Genomic DNA, 16,638 nt, shown 5'->3' with positions numbered 1-16,638 from the left:
AGTGGGGGCAACAGCAGCTGCGCTGGTAGACTTATCCACAGTTGCTGGTAAAAAAATCAGCAATCCGCCCTGGGTCAAATTTCAATCGGCAGGGTGGGTCAATTTTCCATCAGCGCCAACATTCCGCATGTTCCTCGAGAGTTGTGTGAGGAGCGCATGCTTGACCATCTGGCGCTGCTCTCCTTGAAAGGTCCGGAGTCCACCTTCAAGGATGTTTACCGGGTAGAGCCTGGGCATTTACTAATTCTTGAGGGCGGTGAGGTGAGCGGACGGCGCTTTCATCGCTTCGACTCACGCTATGAACTGAGTCTTCCCCGAGATAGCGATTATCTGGATGCGTTTGAGGAGCATCTGCAGCGTGCTGTAGCAAACTGCCTGCGCTCATCCGGCCCCATTGCATCGCACCTGAGTTCCGGTTTTGACAGTTCAACTGTCACGGCTTTGGCAGCGCAGCAGCTTGGCCATGTTAACCAGCGGCTTACAGCCTTTACTGCAGTGCCTCGTGAAGGTTTCGACGGGCCTGTGCCTCGTGGTCGGCACGGTGATGAGAGTAGAGGTGCGCGCGCCCTCGCGCTGCGTTTCACGAATATTGATCATGAGCTGGTGCGTATCGGTCATGGCTCTTATCTGGACGAAATGCGCGCGGACCATGAGGCTATGGATGTTGTCTCTAAGGCTCCTTTCAATATGGCTTGGGTGAATGCTATTCATGGCCGAGCACAGGCACTGGGCTGCAAGGTGTTGCTCACCGGGCAGCAGGGCAATATGAGCATTTCCTACACCGGTGAAACCTACCTTGCGGCGCTTTTACGAAGTGGCAGGGTGTTGGCGTGGTGGCGAGAGCTGTGTGCGTACCAGGCTACTCATAGGCGAAGCAAACTGAGGTTGATCGGTAAGTCTCTTTCGCCGTCCCTGCCACGCCCTCTGTGGGCTTTTTTGGCAAGGTATTTTGAACGTTCTCGGCCTCTGACCCATTACTCCGCAGTCAATCCCGTGTGGATGAGTCGCATGGCGCTGCAGAAGCGCGCGCACTCTTCCGGTTGGGATATTAACTATCAGCCTTGGCATAACGGTCGGCACATGCGCATAGCGACGCTTGAGCGCACTGATCCTGGCGAGCATTTCATGGCTGCCAATCTCTATGGTATTGAGATGCGTGACCCTACCAACGATTTACGCCTCCAGGAGTTTTGCCTGTCCGTACCTGATCACCAGTATTTGCGTAATGGTCAGACACGCTGGCTACTGCGCAGAATGATGGGCGGTATCTTGCCCGCTGAAATACTGTCCAATACCAGCAAGGGCTATCAATCCGCTGATTGGTATGAAGGGTTAGAGCGAGAGTTGCCAAAGCTGCGTGAAGAGTTGGAACGCTTATCAAAGCATCCACGCGCAGTACAGATGCTGGACCTGGCAAGCATGCAGCAGTTACTGGATGAGTGGCCCGAAACTGGCTGGGAAAAGCACGAGATTATCAGCCGTTACAGGCTCAAGCTTATGCGAGGCTTATCAGCCGGCAATTTCATTCGCTATGTGGAGGACACCAATCATTGACGGCAGCCGGTGCTCGTAAGCGTTGGAGATGCGGCGCGCAATGATCTAAATGGTGTGCTTGTGTTGGTGTCCTTGTTGACAACGACTCCTGCCGTGATGTCGCTGGGTTCAGGAGTAGTTAATGCCAGCATCGGGCCAGCCGCCGGGGGAGTTTCGCGTGGCTTCTATATCCAGTATCTCTAGACGAGGCGCGACATAAGGCTTCATGAGGTCGTTGATTTCAGTCGCTGGTTCGGCGATTGCTGGGCTGCCTCGCTCAGTGGTGTTTTTTTGGTGTTCCACAGTACCCGCCTATCAGTAAAATGATATTAAGTTTCAGGTGGGTATTTTTACGCGAAATTGTCTTTGAGGAAAACTCGTTCTTGTATTTTTCCTTCACGAAGTGGCCGCGTAGCGAGGTCTTTCTGCGAGAGCATCTTTGGAATCAGCCCTTGCAGGGTTTCAAGTGGTACTCAAGAAAAATCAATGCCGGCATCTGGAAACGCCCCAGGATTATTTCGAGTTGCCTCTATGTTCAGCACTTCGAGCCGCGGCGCAACATAGAGAGTCCCTGATGGGGTGGCTTCGGTAGAGATTTCTGAGGTGGTAGGGTTTTCTGGCGCTGTACGGTCTTCTTTGGCGTGCATAGTAATCTCCCTCAGTAATGTGAAGTTAAGCGCTCACGAGGTCAGCTGTAGTCGAAATTCTCAGTTGAAAAGCTGACTTCTTTTCCCCGCTACGGCCGCGTGTCCGTGTGGCCTGGACGAATCCTGATACACCCTCACTTAAAGAGCTGGTAGGCTCTCAAAGTCCCACTATAGATTGCTGATGATGGCCATGCTCGACGTTAACAAGAAAAGTTTGCTAGCTAGAAATCCAGATCTGGTCGCCGCTGTTATGGATGGCGATATCGTAATGATGAGCATCGAGAGGGGGCTGTATTTCGGGATTAGTGGCGTCGGTACCAGAATTTGGGCGTTACTTGAGACTCCTATGAGTGTCGAGGAACTGGTGCGGATCATCCGTTCCGAGTATGAAATCGATGAGGTTACCTGTCAGACGGATCTGCTTGCCTTTGCGCAGGATTTGGTTGGTAACGGCATCGTGCAAATCGCAGATTAATCCCTGTTGAGACGGCGGATCATCTCACTCAGGCTTCACCTAGATAGGCTTTGTCAGTTTTTCTCTATGACTCTTACGATCAAGACATGAAACCTTCGCGACGTTACCGGGCATATCAACTCCTGATCGATAGTGATCTCGTTCTTCCCGAGCTGCTAGATGCCGCTTCTGATGGTCAGGTTGAGCAAGTGGATGTATCCATCCGTCTAGGCGATGTCGGGCATGGTGCACATGCCAACCGCCAGCAGATAGGCCCCTATGCCTGGTGTGCGACAAATGAACTCTGGCTGGACGTTCCCAGTGTTGGGCGGTTTCTTGTTCAGCAAGGCACTAGCATTATCGTGCAGGTTCACCCTGGGGCTGATGAAGAGAGCGTGCGCCTGTTTTTGTTAGGGTCAGTGCTCGGCGCGCTGCTCGTGCAGCGAGGTTTACTGGTCTTACATGGTAATGCGATACGTATCGGTGATCAGTGCCTGGTGTGCGTTGGTTCCTCTGGTATTGGTAAGTCCACCTTGGCCGCTGGTTTCCTTGAGCGAGGCCACTCGATTCTTGCAGATGATGTCGTTCCGGTGGATGGGGCGTGTCGGGCGGTCCCAGGTTTTCCTAGGGTAAAGCTGTGGCGCGACTCAGCCGATCTCTTGGGGATCGATACCGAAAATCTATGTCAACTGCGTCCTGGTCTGAATAAGTTCAATTATCCCTTGGGGCCAATGTTTGAGTCCAAGGCGCTGCCAATACGTTGGATATATTTACTCGGTAAAGGTCCTGTGGAGCATCCGCAGTTCACGCTCATGCAGGGAATGCAGAGTTTCATGCCTTTATTTCACAATACGTATCGTCGACGTTTTCTTGAAGGAATGGGGGGGCAAGCCGACCACCTCAGGGTTTGTGGTGAGTTAGCAGCCAAAGCGCACGTGGTTCGGGTTCAACGTCCTAGCACAGGCTTCGACCTCAATGGTTTGATCGACGCCATGTTGGCTGACGCCCAGCGCCGAGGTTGATACGTGTCAGAGTTCTACTGGTTGGCATCCTACCCTAAGTCAGGCAATACCTGGTTTCGGGCCTTTCTGAGCAACTTGACTGCCAGCGAGCGTCAGCCATTTTCGATAAACATGATGGAGACTGGAGATATAGCCAGCCATCGAGAGTGGCTGGACGATGTGTTGGGGTTTGATACTGCTGACCTGACGGCCGATGAAATTGATGGCCTAAGGCATATCGTATATCGATGGACTGCTGCGTGCGGAGCGCATAGGTATTACAAGATTCATGATGCTTGTGTCATAGATGGGCTGAACGATCCGGCTTACCTGTCGGGCACCCTCTATATAGTGCGCAATCCCCTTGATGTGGCTCCCTCTTATGCTAACCAGATGGATTGCTCACTGGATGAGGCAATCCGGCAAATGGGCTCTGTTGATAAAACTTTCTGCGGCAGCAGCCAAGGCATCAGCCTGCAGGTTCGTCAGAAATTACTATCGTGGTCCGGGCATGTTGCCAGTTGGCTTGAGGCTCAAGGCTCAGCCCTTCATGTCATTCGTTATGAAGATATGCACGAAACTCCTTTAGAAACCTTTGCTGGTGCAGTCCGCTTTTTGGGGTTGTCTTGTGATATTCCGACTATCGAGCGTGCGATCTCGCATAGTTCCTTTGGTGAGCTGTCTGCTCAGGAAGCCAATAGTGGTTTTAGAGAGGGATTGGTCGCTGGTCGACGCTTTTTCCGACGAGGTGAGTGCGGGGGGTGGCGCGACACTTTGAGCGTTGAGCAGGTCAAGCGCATCGTCACAGATCATCAGCACATGATGGCGCGGTTTGGTTACCTCGATGAGGCTCTGAGCTGGATCTCGGAGGATAGATAATCGTGGCAAATGGATGCCCACTGTATCCATGAGGAGGCGCGGTTAGTGCGACGTAGATTTTTTTCGCGGCTTAATCGCTCGCGTTTCGAGCTGTTCTGGGCTCTGCCCGCGTGGGTGATGTTGGGGCTTGCCCGTTTGTTGCTGAAAGTGATTCCGTTTGTGAGGCTTGCACCATGGCTTGGTCGTGCAGTAGAGCTAGACACTGATATTCCATCGCTTGATCAGCGGCAACATCAACGAGCGCGCTTGATCGGCCGTACAATTCAATTTGCGGCACGCCACACGCCGTGGCTGTCTACTTGCTTCACTCAAGTAGTCGCTGCGCGTTGTTTGTTGCGATTGTATCGAGTGCCATATGTGATTTTTTTTGGTTTGGCGCGGGGCTCTGATGGTCTACAGGCCCATGCGTGGATTACTGCGGGAGAAGTTAAAGTAACCGGTGGCATTGGATTTGACCGATTTGTTGTCGTTGGCTGCTTTCTTGGTGGCGCTGGTGCCGTGGCTGCTACGTAAATGTCTCTCTTTCTCGATGTGTGCTCAGTTACTGAGTAAATAAGCCGGTGCGATTCGAAGTGTTTTTTTGTGGAAAAAACTGATCCAGTTTAGCAAAGTGTTATGTGCCATTTTTTCGGTGGGGCTCATTAGATTGCGCGGGGCGAGTGGGTGGGCTTAGGCCAATTATAAGACCTACCGGAAGCCAGAGGATAATCCAGTAAACGCTTGGACGATGAAAAACTGCATGGATGTCAGAAATCATCGCAACAATTGAAAATGTCAGCATTGCGAGTGCGATTCGTGCTTCAAACAGTTCGCGGAGTGTCCATGCTTTGCGCAGAAGTGTCGAAAGCATGGCCAGAAATAATGTTATTCCTATTATCCCGTACTCATACCATAACTGCAGATAAAGGCTGTGAGCATGGTGTACGGTGTCTCCCCAGGGGTAGCGATAGACTATTTCTGTTCCTGCTCCGTTGCCGAGTAGCCAGAACTCTGGCAGGCGGTGCAACCAGTTAAGCCAAATTAAACCACGCTGACTTGTCCCCAGGCGCCACTCGTTGTGGATCTGTTGCCAGAATATTGCACTGATACATAATAAAGTGAACGTGCCAATGAGTAGTAATGTTCGGGCGCGTGGTTTGGGGGAGATAATTAATAATGTTAGGCTTGCGGCGAGGGTGGAGAACCATGCCCCGCGTGAAAATGTCAGTAAGGTATAAAGAAGTAGGCCGGTTATGCCTGCTAGAGTAAGTAGTAACTGCAGCTTGTTCAGCTCTCGCTCGGCTAATAGGCTGAGTAGTATTATGGAGAAAAAACCATAGTACAGTCCAGCTGGAATTGGGTGGGAAAAATCTGCAAATCCATTCCAGCCCAACTCTGAAAGGCGCCCGGTATATCGTACGGTTTCGTAGTTTAGAGGCTTATCGAGAACGGCGAATTGATAGTATAGGGTAAACCATGAAAAAATAGCGCTTAATATTGTTGCTGCCAGTAAGGGGGTATGAATTTTTTTCTTGTGTAATAGGTAGGTGGTAGCGAATACATACAATATGACAAAACTGCACAGCTTTATCCAGTAGAGGGTAGAGTGGTCTGCATCTTTTGCTAGCGTTGCTCGGGCTAATACCCAGCCAATAAGCGCCAGGAATGTAAGTGAGCACGGCTGTTGCCATGTCTGTGGAGAAAAACGTTCCTTTATGAACAACGCTAGAGCTGGAGCAAATAGTAGTAAGTGAACCTGGGTGGCTTGGCGGCTGTCATCATTGTTAAAAAGAAATCCGCTGAGTTGGAAAAATAAGCCAATACTCAGCAGTGTCAGGGCTGTATCTGCTAATCTTTTTCTGTGCCGTTCAAGAAGCATGGGCAAGGGTGGCTCGTTGTTGTATGTGTTTTAGTCGGCAGTAAGTATCGCTGTTTTTATACAGGCGCGATCTACATCGCGCAGCAATCAGTATTTGCGTTTGCATGTGAGTTTGTTTCGGGCCTGCACAAGCAAAAAAAAGTAACGTGTGTTGGTTTTTATATAGCGCCACATCAGACGTCGCGGTTCTTGATAGAGCCGAAAAACCCATTCCATTCCTAGTGCTTGTATCCAGTATGGTGCGCGCTTCAAGCTGCCCGAAATAACATCAAACGAGCCACCAACCCCCATACCGATTTTGACCCCCAGGTGTGGCCAATGCTTTAGGAGTAGTAGCTCTTTCTTGGGTGAGCTTATACCGACGAACAACATATCTGCCCCACTGGCCCGAATGGCTTCAATCACCTCGGGTTCTTCTGATGCCTCGTAGTAACCATCACGCACGCCTGCAATACGCAGCTTGGGATTTTGGGCGACTAAGCGCTGAGCTACTAGTTCTGCGATCTCTTTTCGGGCACCAAGCAGATATATCGATGCTCCAGTTTCTGCGGCAAGAGTGCAGAGCTTTAGCATTAGATCAATCCCGGCGCAGCGCGGAGGTGCTGGTATGGCTAGAAGTTTGAGTCCGATGGAGATACCGGCGCCATCAATGTGCACGCGTTCGGCTTCCTGCAAGGCTCTCATCAGAAAAGGAGTTGTGCGGGCCTCGACAAGCTTGGCGACGTTCAACCCTTCTAAACGAAGACGGTGCTGGCCGTTCAGTGCGCTTTTGGCGTCTTCAATCAGAGCCTGTTCGGTGACTAGATCAAGTGGGCAGCCCAAGTAGTCGATACGGTCGCTAGGCGGTTTTGTGTTCATAAGTGGGGGCTGCGTAAAGGGTGGCTTTGGAGGTGCTGCGAACTGTTGCGCCGCATAGTAGCCAGAAGGCTGCGGTGCCTGAGACCGAGAGAACATGTTCAGAGCTGATCAATGTGGTGGCGATCCCGAGCGATAGCCAGAAGGTCGCCAGCGGCATAGGCTCACGATGTTGACGGTAACTGCTCCAAAGCGCTATCGAGACATTGCTGTAGAACCAGAGGAAAAGTAACGCTCCTGGCAAACCCAACTGAAAAGCGATGCTGAAAAAGGCGCCTTCCCCTCCGCCAACTAGCATCTGGCTTTTTTGTGCTGCCACTGCACCTTGCTGTCCGAGTCCTGCGCCGATCAACGCCACCTGAGGCAAATCTATAATGTTTTTTTGGAGTGCGACCCAATGGCCGATTGTTGAACCATCCAGGAAGTTGACACTGGTATGTACGATATTTTTAGCCGCCACTACGATTGCGAAAAATGCGCCACCGGTCATGACCAGGCGTGCCGCTGGTGAATAAAACAGCGATGAGCCCGTCGCCAGATACCCAACCAGTGCCAGGCTGGCTGCTAGCATTGCGCCACGTGTGCCGGACATCCAGATGCCAACGAACAGCAGGGCGCACAGGAGAAGACCGTAGTAGCGCGCTCGCCGCTCCAGCCAAGCGACAGAAGTTATGGCGACAACAGCTAGGAACATGCCCTGTGCCAGGGGCGATGCTAATAGGCCTGCAGCGCGGCGCTCTCGTTCGACACCACCGTAGAAATTCCAAGGAAGTCCGTTCTCGGGGTTGGCACCCAGTAGCATGCCTTTAACGTTGAGCATGTAGCTTGGAAAGGAAATCGTATCGGTCCAGAAAGTGGTGTTGCGCAGCTCCCATGCACCGAAGAGCATGCTCGCGATGCCCAGCACAACCATCAGTGCGGTGCAGGCGCTCAGCTCCGCAGGTCGTCTTACGCAATAGAAGCCGACTAAGAACAGCAGCACGGGAATCATCAACGTGCCATATGAGCCGATCAGAATGCTGAGTGGAGCATTACCTCTGTTAAGCAGCAGATAAAGCAGTGCCAGGCCGCTGTAACTCAGTATTGGTAGCAACAGACGCATGGGCATGCGGACACTGATCAGGCAGCAGCCAGCAATGAGGACGATCATCGCGTCGCGAAAGTAGCGCAGCATTCCCGCTGCCGACCAGGCACCACCGTCATATAGCCAGGCGCTGCCAAGGTCACCTAGGTGAATCCACAGTACAAGTAGTAGCAATGCGATGAATCTCATCGGCGGGTGTCCTGTGCCCGTCGGCTTCGATACTGTCGCCAGCGTTGAAACTCGCCTACCAGGCCTGCACCTAGCAGATTCAAAGCTTGTCTTTTCAACAGCGCTTTGAGGCGGTCCTTATTGCTCCAGCCCACTCTGTTGATCCACTCATCAATTTCCTTCACGCATGCGTCTAGCGCCGGCTGCAAAGGGGCCTTAACCAGCCGGTTGGGGCGTCGGGCTTCAAGCCACAAGGTGCCCGTTAGGGTGCTTAGCGGGTGGGGGCCGCAATGGGTAACTGATAGGCCTGCAGCTTCGGCAAGGCGTTTGAGGTTGTCAGCACAGAAATAACTCAGGTGCGCAGGGTGTACAAATAGCCTGGTGCGCCAGTCGCTCATCAGATCCGGCACTTCAATCCACAAGTATCCATCTGGCCGAAGCTTATGCGCAGCTGCCTCAAGGAAGCCGCGTGGGTCTAGCAGATGTTCGAGCACATGAAATGCCACTACAGCGTCAATGCTCGCAGGTTCTAGACTGGTGAAATTATCGACAAACTCTACGGTTGCGAGGCCCAGCAAGGCTTCGCGCTGATTCTTGTCGGGCTCGCTCGCGCCGAGATGTAAATCAGCGCGCAGGCTTGCCGCTTGTCCGAGAAAAGCGCCAAAGCCAGAGCCCATTTCGAACAGATATGCACCTTCGCGCAATTTCGGTGCTATCAGAGACAAGCGTTGCTGAGCAATTTCACGATCGCCGCGCCATGCAAAGAAGCGTTCAGTACTGTTCCAGGGCACTTCGGCGGGAAACAAGCGTCGATATGGGCCTGCATAAAAATGCGACAGGCCGGCTTCGCTAAAACCAGGGGCTAGATAGACGGCTGCACAATATCCGCAGCGTCGCAGGCACTGGCCCGAACCTGCGTACACTTCTGGCCAGAAGTGCCGTTGCGCCTGGGTGCTGCCGCATGTGCGGCACTGGCCAGTGTCTGCTGCCAACCCCCAGTCATTGATGCGTTCAGGCATAGAATCTCCGGTGCCAGAGTGCAACTGACAGTGCAAGCCAGAGGGTGCTGTGCTGATTGTCGGTGGCCAGGGCGCTGCGAAGTTTTTTGACCTCAATAAAGGCTGTCAGCTCGGGCGGTAAATCATTCAGCAGCTCGCGCCAGGGCAGTCGGCTGACGAGGAACTGTTCGGCATGGCCGAAACCGGTATTTTTCGGTGTACCGGTGACCGAGTCTGGTAATAGTCCTTTGAATGCGTCGCGTAAAAGCGATTTTGAGCGCCGCTCCCCCACGCGGTTTAGTGCGGGTGTGCTGAGGGCGCGCTCGACCAATCGATGGTCCATGAACGGGCTACGCAATTCGACTCCTGCATTCATGCTGTTGCGATCTGCTATCCGTAATGACATTGGTAGCAGATTATTGAGTTGGTCTTGGCGCAGCCTGCTTTCCAGATTGCTCCGCATCTCCTCTTGCAAGGCTTCGAGACGATGCTGCTGTGAGGTCCAGAGCTCGTCGCTCATTAAGCCAATGCTTGGCCTATGGCGCCGCAACAACACCCTTAGCAGCGGAAGAGGCAGGTCCCAAACCAGGCGATTGAGGAGAAGTGTCGGTGGAAATGCTCTATGCCTTAGCAGGTTCGCCAAGTGCACAAAGCGTCCTGACTTAAATGCATCTCGTGCCGCTAGGGATTGATAGCGGGCGGGGTAACCGCCGAACAGTTCGTCAGCGCCTTCTCCCGACAATACAACCTTGTATCCCTGCTCTCGGATGGCGCGATAGGTTCTGAAACTGGCCAATGCGGATGGGGTGCTAAAGGGCTCACCCTGTACGGTGACCAAACTCATCAACTCATCCGCAGTGGGGATGGGGGAAAAGCGCAATATATGATGCAGGTCGGCATGGCCGCTTGAGTTCATCAATGCTGCTGCGCTTGCTGTCTCATCAAAGCGCGATTGTTCAGCGTCGCTATAGCCGTAGGTGAACGCGCCTGTGAGCGACTGTCGGTGCTGCTGGCTGGCGTTGAGTGCAATACGTGTGATGATTGAGCTATCTAAGCCCCCAGATAGCAGGCTCGCTACTGGGACATCTGCCCGCAGGCGTAGGCTTATTGCATCTGCCAACAGTGTGCGCAGTTCAGTCGCGGATAGCGGCGCCATGCTGCCTGGCTCCGACCATTGATGGTAAGGCGTCATACTGAAACGGCCGGTTTTGCTCATTCGACAAACCATGCCGGGTGGAACTGCTTGAATACCGTCGAAAAAGGTGTCTGGTCCTTGTTCGGAAAAGCCTGTGATCAAGAAATCGAATATTTTTCCTGGGTTAGGGGCTGGATATCCGCCTCTCATGATGGCAATAGCACTAATCTCGCTGGCCAGTGTTGTCTGCCGGCCATCGTGGTGCAGATATAGAGGCTTTACACCAAGTCGATCACGGCAATATACGAGGTCGCCGCTCGGCGAGTCCCACAGCACCGCAGCCCACATGCCGTTGCATCGCGAGAAAACACCCTCACGCCAGATGCGCCAACCCTGCAACAGCACCTCCGTATCGCCATCTGTGACAAATACACAGCCAAGTGCACGCAACTCTTCGCGTAATTCGACAAAGTTATAGATTGCGCCGTTGAACACCAGTGTTGTGCCGCTTACTGGGCAACACATTGGTTGTTCAGATGCGCGACTGGTGTCGAGAATTGCCAGTCGTCGATGGCCGAGTAGGGTCGCTGGAGCCTGTTCGACCATGCGCAACCCTTCTGCGTCAGGGCCACGTCGGGCCAAGCTGCTAAGCGCCTGATAGGCTCGCTGTCGCAGATCATTCGACGCGCCAAGGTCGCGTACTGCTATCAGGCCGCACATGGCTGTCGCTCGGGCTTTTTCATGATTGATCCCTGTAACGAGGAGTGACGAGGTAGCAAGGGCGCTGCTGTAGAAGTCCTGTGAGCACAGGCAGTAAAAGTATCGCAGCAGTCGCCAAGTTCCATGCTGTATTCCCGGCAGCGCAGGCGATGAGCGACATCAATAAGGCGGCTATTCCCCAGTGACTCAAACGCATTTTTAGAACGCCGAAGAGTGCGGCCATTGTCAGTAGTCCGGCCAATAATCGGGCCCACAAGAGATAGGCGCCGTCCCCCGTCCAGGTCGCTAAAACTTGGAGTAGCACGCTTGCACCCAACGCTATAAGAAAAGGTCTTAGGAAGTAACGCTCCAAGCGAGCACTGATCAATAAAAGAGTCAGAAAGCCACTCGCTGCCGAGAGGCTCCAAATCATTACAACGATTGCCGATAGAGCCAGCCAGTAGCGGTGCTCCATGGATGGGGTCAAGTCTTGAATCAGCAAGCCTGCAAGCAACACATTGGCTGTAGCCCATGTGAGTAAGGATGCGACCGAGGCTATTTTTAAATGCCCTTGCTGGCTCGCAGCCTCAGCCAATAACAAGCGAGAGAGTTGGGCCTGTATGCCCGAGAGACCGCTGATGATGTGGTTCAGTATTAGATAGAAAGGCAGAAAGCTCGGCGCCAATGGCGCCAGCAGGAATGCTGTCAGGCGATCATGCAGCGTGCCGCATACTGTCATTATCGACAGGTGCATGGCTGCGCCAATGTTGCCTTTGCCGGGCAGCGGCAACCAGAGTATGGCTCGTCGGCTGTAGGCGATATTGGCAATCGCCTGTAGCAGATAGCCAAGGCTGACCGAAAGGCCTGCCGTGGTCGTAGCTGCCAGTGAAAGATTGCTGTGCAGCATCCACCAGCACAGCAGTGCTGCAGGCCAGGCGATTTGGCCAAGCAGCAAGCCAGTCAGGCGCTGCCCTGCCGCTATTGTTGGTGAAGAGAAATTGAACTGTGCAAACACGCATGCAGGTGCAGCGCTCAGTAGGTAGTGCCGACTGCTACCCTCACTGCCGAATAGCAGCCAGCCTGTGATGGCGAGTGCCAGTAGGACCAGGGTTGCGATGAGGCGGTGTCCAAGGGCGCAGCGCCATCCGCACTGCCAGTCGGCAGTGCGGATGGGTTCACGCAGGAACAGTGATGAGTAGCCAAGATCTGCAAGAAATATCAGCGTAATCAGCAGTAAATGAGCCAGTCCTACTGTCCCGTATTCTGCTGCACCGATCAGCTTGAGTAGATACAGCTGGAACAAAAGATTGGCTACTTGCCCTGCGCCGTAGGTCGAGGATGCGAGCAGGAACGATTGACTGATCCTTGCTGATCTTGAGGCATCACGGGTGCCATCTGGTGTGTGCTGAACTGGCTGTTTGGGTAAGCCGGAGGTCACTGCGAGCTATCCGGGAATACAACTCGCCGCAGAGCCTCATCGAATTGAAAGCGCGCTTGCCAGCCAAGCAGTTCAAGTGCCCTGCTGGGGTTGCCCAGTTGGCTGGGGCGGTCGACTCGTCTCTTGCGTGCCTGATCAATCTCTACATTGACTTCTAAGCCCACAATCTGGCCGAGTTGCTGCACAAGCTGCTCGACGGAGTGTTCTGTGCCTGTGCACAAATTGATGGCGTCAAATGCTGTGTCTTTACGAGGGTCATGAAGCATGGCGATCAATCCACGGGCGATGTCATCGGCATGCAGGTAGTCACGCCTTGGTGCCAAATTACCCAGGCGTATGCTGCCATCCGCTGATTGGCGAAGCTGCTTCAATACTTCCGGAATCAGATGGGCATTTGGATCGTCATGACCAACTGCGTTGAAAATACGTGCGGCCCTCCCGATGCGTTGGCCGCGACTGCTCCAGAATTGGAGTTGCTGTTCATTGCAGTATTTGGACAAGGCGTAGTTGTCGACAGGGGCTAGCGGGCTTGTAAGCTCTGATAATGGACCCTCTTGCCAGGCATACACGGCGCCGCTTGATGCGATCACGACATGACGTATATCGGCATCTTCTGCAGCTTTAAGCAAACGCTCTGTGCCGAGTACGTTGACGTCAAGGCAATGTGTGCGCTGATTTTCACATGTGGGAATGTGGTGGACTGCGGCCAAGTGCAAAATAGCCTCGGGCCGAAAGGCCGCTAAGACGTTTGCGAGTAACTCCTCATCGCGAACGTCTCCGCAGACGGCCAGGGTCGCCTCCTCAGGCATGGCTAAGCCACTGGATAGGTTATCCAATACAGCGACATTTCCTCCAGACTCACGCCATTGTTGAACGACCCTGCGGCCCAACATGCCAGCTCCACCGGTAACTAATAAGCGCATCATTGTGGTAACTCCACAATCAGCCAACGCCGCAGTATGTGTGGCATCCAATGGAGAAGAGCACGGTCTTTCCGTAGAAGCACGTGAATGGCGATGAGTATTGATAGCGCAATAAATGTTGCGCAGAAGGCAACGAAACCCACACCCCAAGGGTTGCGCGCTGCTATTGGCGAGGTCGAGATGGCTGAGCGGGTCTTGATGCCTATTGCCTGTTGGCGAGAGACAACTTGCGCCAAGTTCAAGTTAATTTCTTCTATAGCCTCTTGAACCATTGCCGGAGGCTGAGCGTGATTACTAAGAAGTGTTTCTCGATTTTTATGCAACTTATCGAAGATGTCGCTGCCGGAAGATGCAGTGCGTATTACCTGATCAATACCGGCTAACAGTGTCTCCATGGCAGCTAATTTTTCGAGTTCGCGCTGGCTCATGCGCAATTTGGCTTGCAATTCTGAAACTGTCGTCTCTAAGGCTACAATCTGCGGCAGTGGAGAAAGGTATTTGCCGCCACCGTTGCTTACCGAGAACAGTGTGCTGGTCTCAATATTGCGCAAGTCTGGGTAGCGCTCGAGCAAACTCCGCATGTCAGCGATACGCCTTTGGTTCTGTTCTATTTCAAATTCGGTTTTTAGAAGGTCCAGTTTTAGCTGTGGACGACGGTTTAATTCTGCTTGGTTTTTCCGAATTAACCCCGTCAGGCTATTTGCTAGGAATGTTTCCCGTACATGCTGTGTCAGAACGCTAAGGTACTTGCTTGCCTCCGCTTCGTTACTTACTCTCAGCGTAAATTCCAATCCTAGACCGCCGCTATTCTGGAATTGCGCTGCAGGTATGTCTCTTATATCGTCTCTGTTAAGGGATGGCCGATAGTGAAGTATGTTCCGCCAATACTCTGGGTCTAGAGTGCGTTTCTGCAGCAGCAGGTTAGGTGGGGTAATCTCTTCATTAGTGTTGTTGAATGAACGATTGATCCAGCGCTGATCCCATAAGAACGATTGAGTTTGTCGCCACTCCTCAAGTGTTATTCCCGGTACTTCAAGTAATGCCGTCACACTATAGAGAGGGCGGCTGGCAACCCAGCTGGCGATGCTTACGCCTGTCAGAAGCGCAAGCAAGACTATTAGCCTGCCGAACCGCTGATAAAATCTCAGCAGGCGAAGGACCAAGTCCCCTAGGAAAATCTCATCATGAGGGCTTTCAGAGCCTCTTTTCGGCGTTGTTTGCATTATTTAAACCTGGTGGGCGCTGATTTCTGCAGCTGATTTCAGGCAGCTCGATGGGCCGTAGTAAAGGCTCGTGAATGTGCCATAGCGGCCAGGTTGGTGCAATTCTCAAGGGTTTACTCCTAAGAGCACCGGCTCTGTATGGTTTTTTTGCCTGGCTAGGCAGACCGAGCACTGCACGTACAAAGGCAATCATCAGGCAGGGCGCCGCCGTGTGCGCGCCTAACTCAAGCGCAATATTGTCATTTGCCTTGCTAAGGACTGACACCTAAGCAAGGCGTGCTGAGCAGTCGGTGCAGCGGGACTGGCAGGCGTGGTTTTGTGAAAGCCAGCAGGTGCGAGTGGCATGGTGGCTGTCACGACAATACCGTGACTGAGGGGTTCTTTCAGGTGCTGAGGCGAGAGCGATTCACAGTAACTAAGCGACATGTCATATTGATGCCTAAGGGCCGTACAGTTTTTTCTTGGGGCTTTACGGATACATTTCGACCCTTATACGAATGAGCACTGATGCCAATTTACCAGTACACCTCCCTAATTGCCGAACTCCGTCAGCTAAATAATGACTTGGTGGCGCTTTCTTGCCCGTCCTGTGGTGGGCGTGACCCATCCTTGATCTGGCGTCGTGATCGCTATTTTCTCGATGTCAACCTCTCTGCTTGCCGGCAATGTGGCTTGGTCTATTTAGCTCGCGGACTCAGCGGTGAAGCCCAGTCTCGCTTCTATTCACATATTTATCCTCGTTTGATGCGTCAGCCCCCTCCAAGCAAAGCAATCTGTCACTACCGTTTGCTGGCTGGGTATCGCTATAGCGAGATTAACGCTGTCATTGGTGAGTTTCGTTCTGTATTGGACGTGGGGGCTGGGCTAGGTTTTTTCTTGGATGCTTGCAGGGGTCACGGCTGTAAACAATACATGGGTATTGAGCCAGGTGGTCCTCAGCGCGAACACGCGGTTAATGTTTTGGGGTTGGGCGAATGTGTACGAGCTGGATACCTGGATGAAGACACTCAGTTGCCGTTCACGCCCCATTTAGTCACCTTGTTTCATGTACTTGAACACCTGGATGAGCCAGGTAAGGCGCTGAGGCGAATTGCCCAATTTATTGATCCTGATGGCTGGCTGGTCATAGAGGTTCCCGATATTTTGGCTGAATGGCCAGAACTTGGTTTGCAGCAAGTTCATATTTCCCATCGAAGCTATTTTTGCTCGCGAACACTCGAGAGCTTGTTGAGAAGTAATGGCTTTGAAGTGCATCGTGTGTTTCGCGAGCCATATGGAATATACGAAGGCAATCTTCGAGTCTATGCCCGGCTAGGTGATGCGCAGGTAGCAGCGGAGCAGTCTGTAACGCATCAGGCACTTAACGAGCTAAAAGAGCATATTACCAAACAGATTCGGCCCTGGAGCTTGCGCAATGGCTACCCGCGGGCGGCCGTGCGTCTTTTGCGTTTATCTTTTCAAGGGGGGGGGGGGCGCGGCTAGCGAGTTTTGCTCGTTTATGGCTGTGATGTACTTTCGCGGTGTAGGTCGGCGCTAAAAATGATGCCCAGGCACCCTGGAGCCTGCTCACTGTTTATTCAGCCCACGTGATGGTTTGCTCACGTCGTGCCTAGAGTGGGCGAAGATATTAAGATTCGGAGGAGACGATGCGTCGACTGTTCAACGGTGTGGCTCTGGAGAAGTCGATATTTTCTCTCAAACGCATTAGTTAGTATTTAGGCGTGCGGCGCAAGGTTCGAAAGA

Annotated in this window: 15 protein-coding genes; 6 read left to right on the top strand and 9 right to left on the bottom strand. The window is 52.9% G+C overall.

The genetic code is table 11. From position 1 onward, the window contains the following. The first annotated feature begins 156 nt into the window (after positions 1-156). Positions 157-1,554, top strand: a complete 1,398-nt coding sequence (locus AC56DI_RS01445; protein ID WP_496344615.1) for an asparagine synthase-related protein — start codon at positions 157-159, stop codon at positions 1,552-1,554. Between the two features lie 452 nt (positions 1,555-2,006). Here AC56DI_RS01445 and AC56DI_RS01440 read toward each other — a convergent pair whose 3' ends face one another. Then, positions 2,007-2,180 carry a hypothetical protein gene (locus tag AC56DI_RS01440; RefSeq protein ID WP_496344614.1) on the bottom strand — a complete coding sequence of 58 codons (174 nt, stop codon included), beginning with the start codon at positions 2,178-2,180 and terminating at the stop codon, positions 2,007-2,009. Between the two features lie 184 nt (positions 2,181-2,364). On the opposite strand from AC56DI_RS01440, the gene AC56DI_RS01435 reads away from it, so the two are divergent. From AC56DI_RS01435 to AC56DI_RS01420, 4 genes are read left to right on the top strand one after another with little or no spacing between them, the layout of a single operon-like run. Beyond that, positions 2,365-2,655: a PqqD family peptide modification chaperone gene (locus AC56DI_RS01435; protein ID WP_496344613.1), complete on the top strand. Its 291-nt coding sequence runs from the start codon at positions 2,365-2,367 to the stop codon at positions 2,653-2,655. A gap of 50 nt (positions 2,656-2,705) precedes the next feature. Next, positions 2,706-3,656 (top strand): phosphoenolpyruvate carboxykinase (ATP), encoded by a 951-nt coding sequence (locus AC56DI_RS01430; RefSeq protein ID WP_496344612.1) that lies wholly within the window; start codon positions 2,706-2,708, stop codon positions 3,654-3,656. 3 nt (positions 3,657-3,659) lie between these two features. Beyond that, positions 3,660-4,514 carry a sulfotransferase domain-containing protein gene (locus tag AC56DI_RS01425; protein WP_496344611.1) on the top strand — a complete coding sequence of 285 codons (855 nt, stop codon included), beginning with the start codon at positions 3,660-3,662 and terminating at the stop codon, positions 4,512-4,514. 45 nt (positions 4,515-4,559) lie between these two features. After that, the gene (locus tag AC56DI_RS01420; RefSeq protein WP_496344610.1) at positions 4,560-5,027 is read left to right on the top strand and encodes a lasso peptide biosynthesis B2 protein; all 468 of its coding nucleotides are present in this window, start codon (positions 4,560-4,562) and stop codon (positions 5,025-5,027) included. Positions 5,028-5,127: 100 nt separating this feature from the next. Here the strand turns inward: AC56DI_RS01420 and AC56DI_RS01415 are convergent, their stop codons facing one another. The 8 genes from AC56DI_RS01415 to AC56DI_RS01380 all read right to left on the bottom strand — a co-directional run bounded on the left by AC56DI_RS01415 (position 5,128) and on the right by AC56DI_RS01380 (position 14,895). Continuing rightward, entirely contained in the window at positions 5,128-6,372 is a 1,245-nt protein-coding gene (locus tag AC56DI_RS01415) for an O-antigen ligase family protein (protein ID WP_496344623.1), read from the bottom strand. A gap of 87 nt (positions 6,373-6,459) precedes the next feature. Then, positions 6,460-7,230 (bottom strand): WecB/TagA/CpsF family glycosyltransferase, encoded by a 771-nt coding sequence (locus tag AC56DI_RS01410; protein ID WP_496344609.1) that lies wholly within the window; start codon positions 7,228-7,230, stop codon positions 6,460-6,462. Continuing rightward, positions 7,211-8,500: an O-antigen ligase family protein gene (locus AC56DI_RS01405; RefSeq protein ID WP_496344608.1), complete on the bottom strand. Its 1,290-nt coding sequence runs from the start codon at positions 8,498-8,500 to the stop codon at positions 7,211-7,213. Before AC56DI_RS01405 ends, AC56DI_RS01410 begins: the two co-directional genes overlap by 20 nt. Beyond that, positions 8,497-9,498: a class I SAM-dependent methyltransferase gene (locus tag AC56DI_RS01400; protein ID WP_496344607.1), complete on the bottom strand. Its 1,002-nt coding sequence runs from the start codon at positions 9,496-9,498 to the stop codon at positions 8,497-8,499. Before AC56DI_RS01400 ends, AC56DI_RS01405 begins: the two co-directional genes overlap by 4 nt. Beyond that, complete coding sequence (gene asnB / locus AC56DI_RS01395) at positions 9,491-11,332, bottom strand: asparagine synthase (glutamine-hydrolyzing) (protein ID WP_496344606.1); 1,842 nt, start codon at positions 11,330-11,332, stop codon at positions 9,491-9,493. Before asnB ends, AC56DI_RS01400 begins: the two co-directional genes overlap by 8 nt. Before the next feature lie 19 nt (positions 11,333-11,351). Then, complete coding sequence (locus AC56DI_RS01390; protein WP_496344605.1) at positions 11,352-12,749, bottom strand: hypothetical protein; 1,398 nt, start codon at positions 12,747-12,749, stop codon at positions 11,352-11,354. Further along, on the bottom strand, positions 12,746-13,675 hold the full coding sequence (locus AC56DI_RS01385) for an NAD-dependent epimerase/dehydratase family protein (protein ID WP_496344604.1): 930 nt from the start codon (positions 13,673-13,675) through the stop codon (positions 12,746-12,748). Before AC56DI_RS01385 ends, AC56DI_RS01390 begins: the two co-directional genes overlap by 4 nt. Next, positions 13,672-14,895 (bottom strand): hypothetical protein, encoded by a 1,224-nt coding sequence (locus tag AC56DI_RS01380; RefSeq protein ID WP_496344603.1) that lies wholly within the window; start codon positions 14,893-14,895, stop codon positions 13,672-13,674. The genes AC56DI_RS01385 and AC56DI_RS01380 overlap by 4 nt, the downstream gene beginning before the upstream one ends. A 507-nt stretch (positions 14,896-15,402) precedes the next feature. Between AC56DI_RS01380 and AC56DI_RS01375 the strand changes: the two genes are divergently transcribed. Then, entirely contained in the window at positions 15,403-16,377 is a 975-nt protein-coding gene (locus AC56DI_RS01375; protein ID WP_496344602.1) for a class I SAM-dependent methyltransferase, read from the top strand. Positions 16,378-16,638 lie beyond the last annotated feature (261 nt).

This window comes from Pseudomonas sp. BGA-UO-ETr-WB11 (assembly GCF_059567785.1).
The sequence above is the reverse complement of the archived record's forward strand: the minus strand, read 5'-3'. Positions and strand labels throughout refer to the sequence as shown.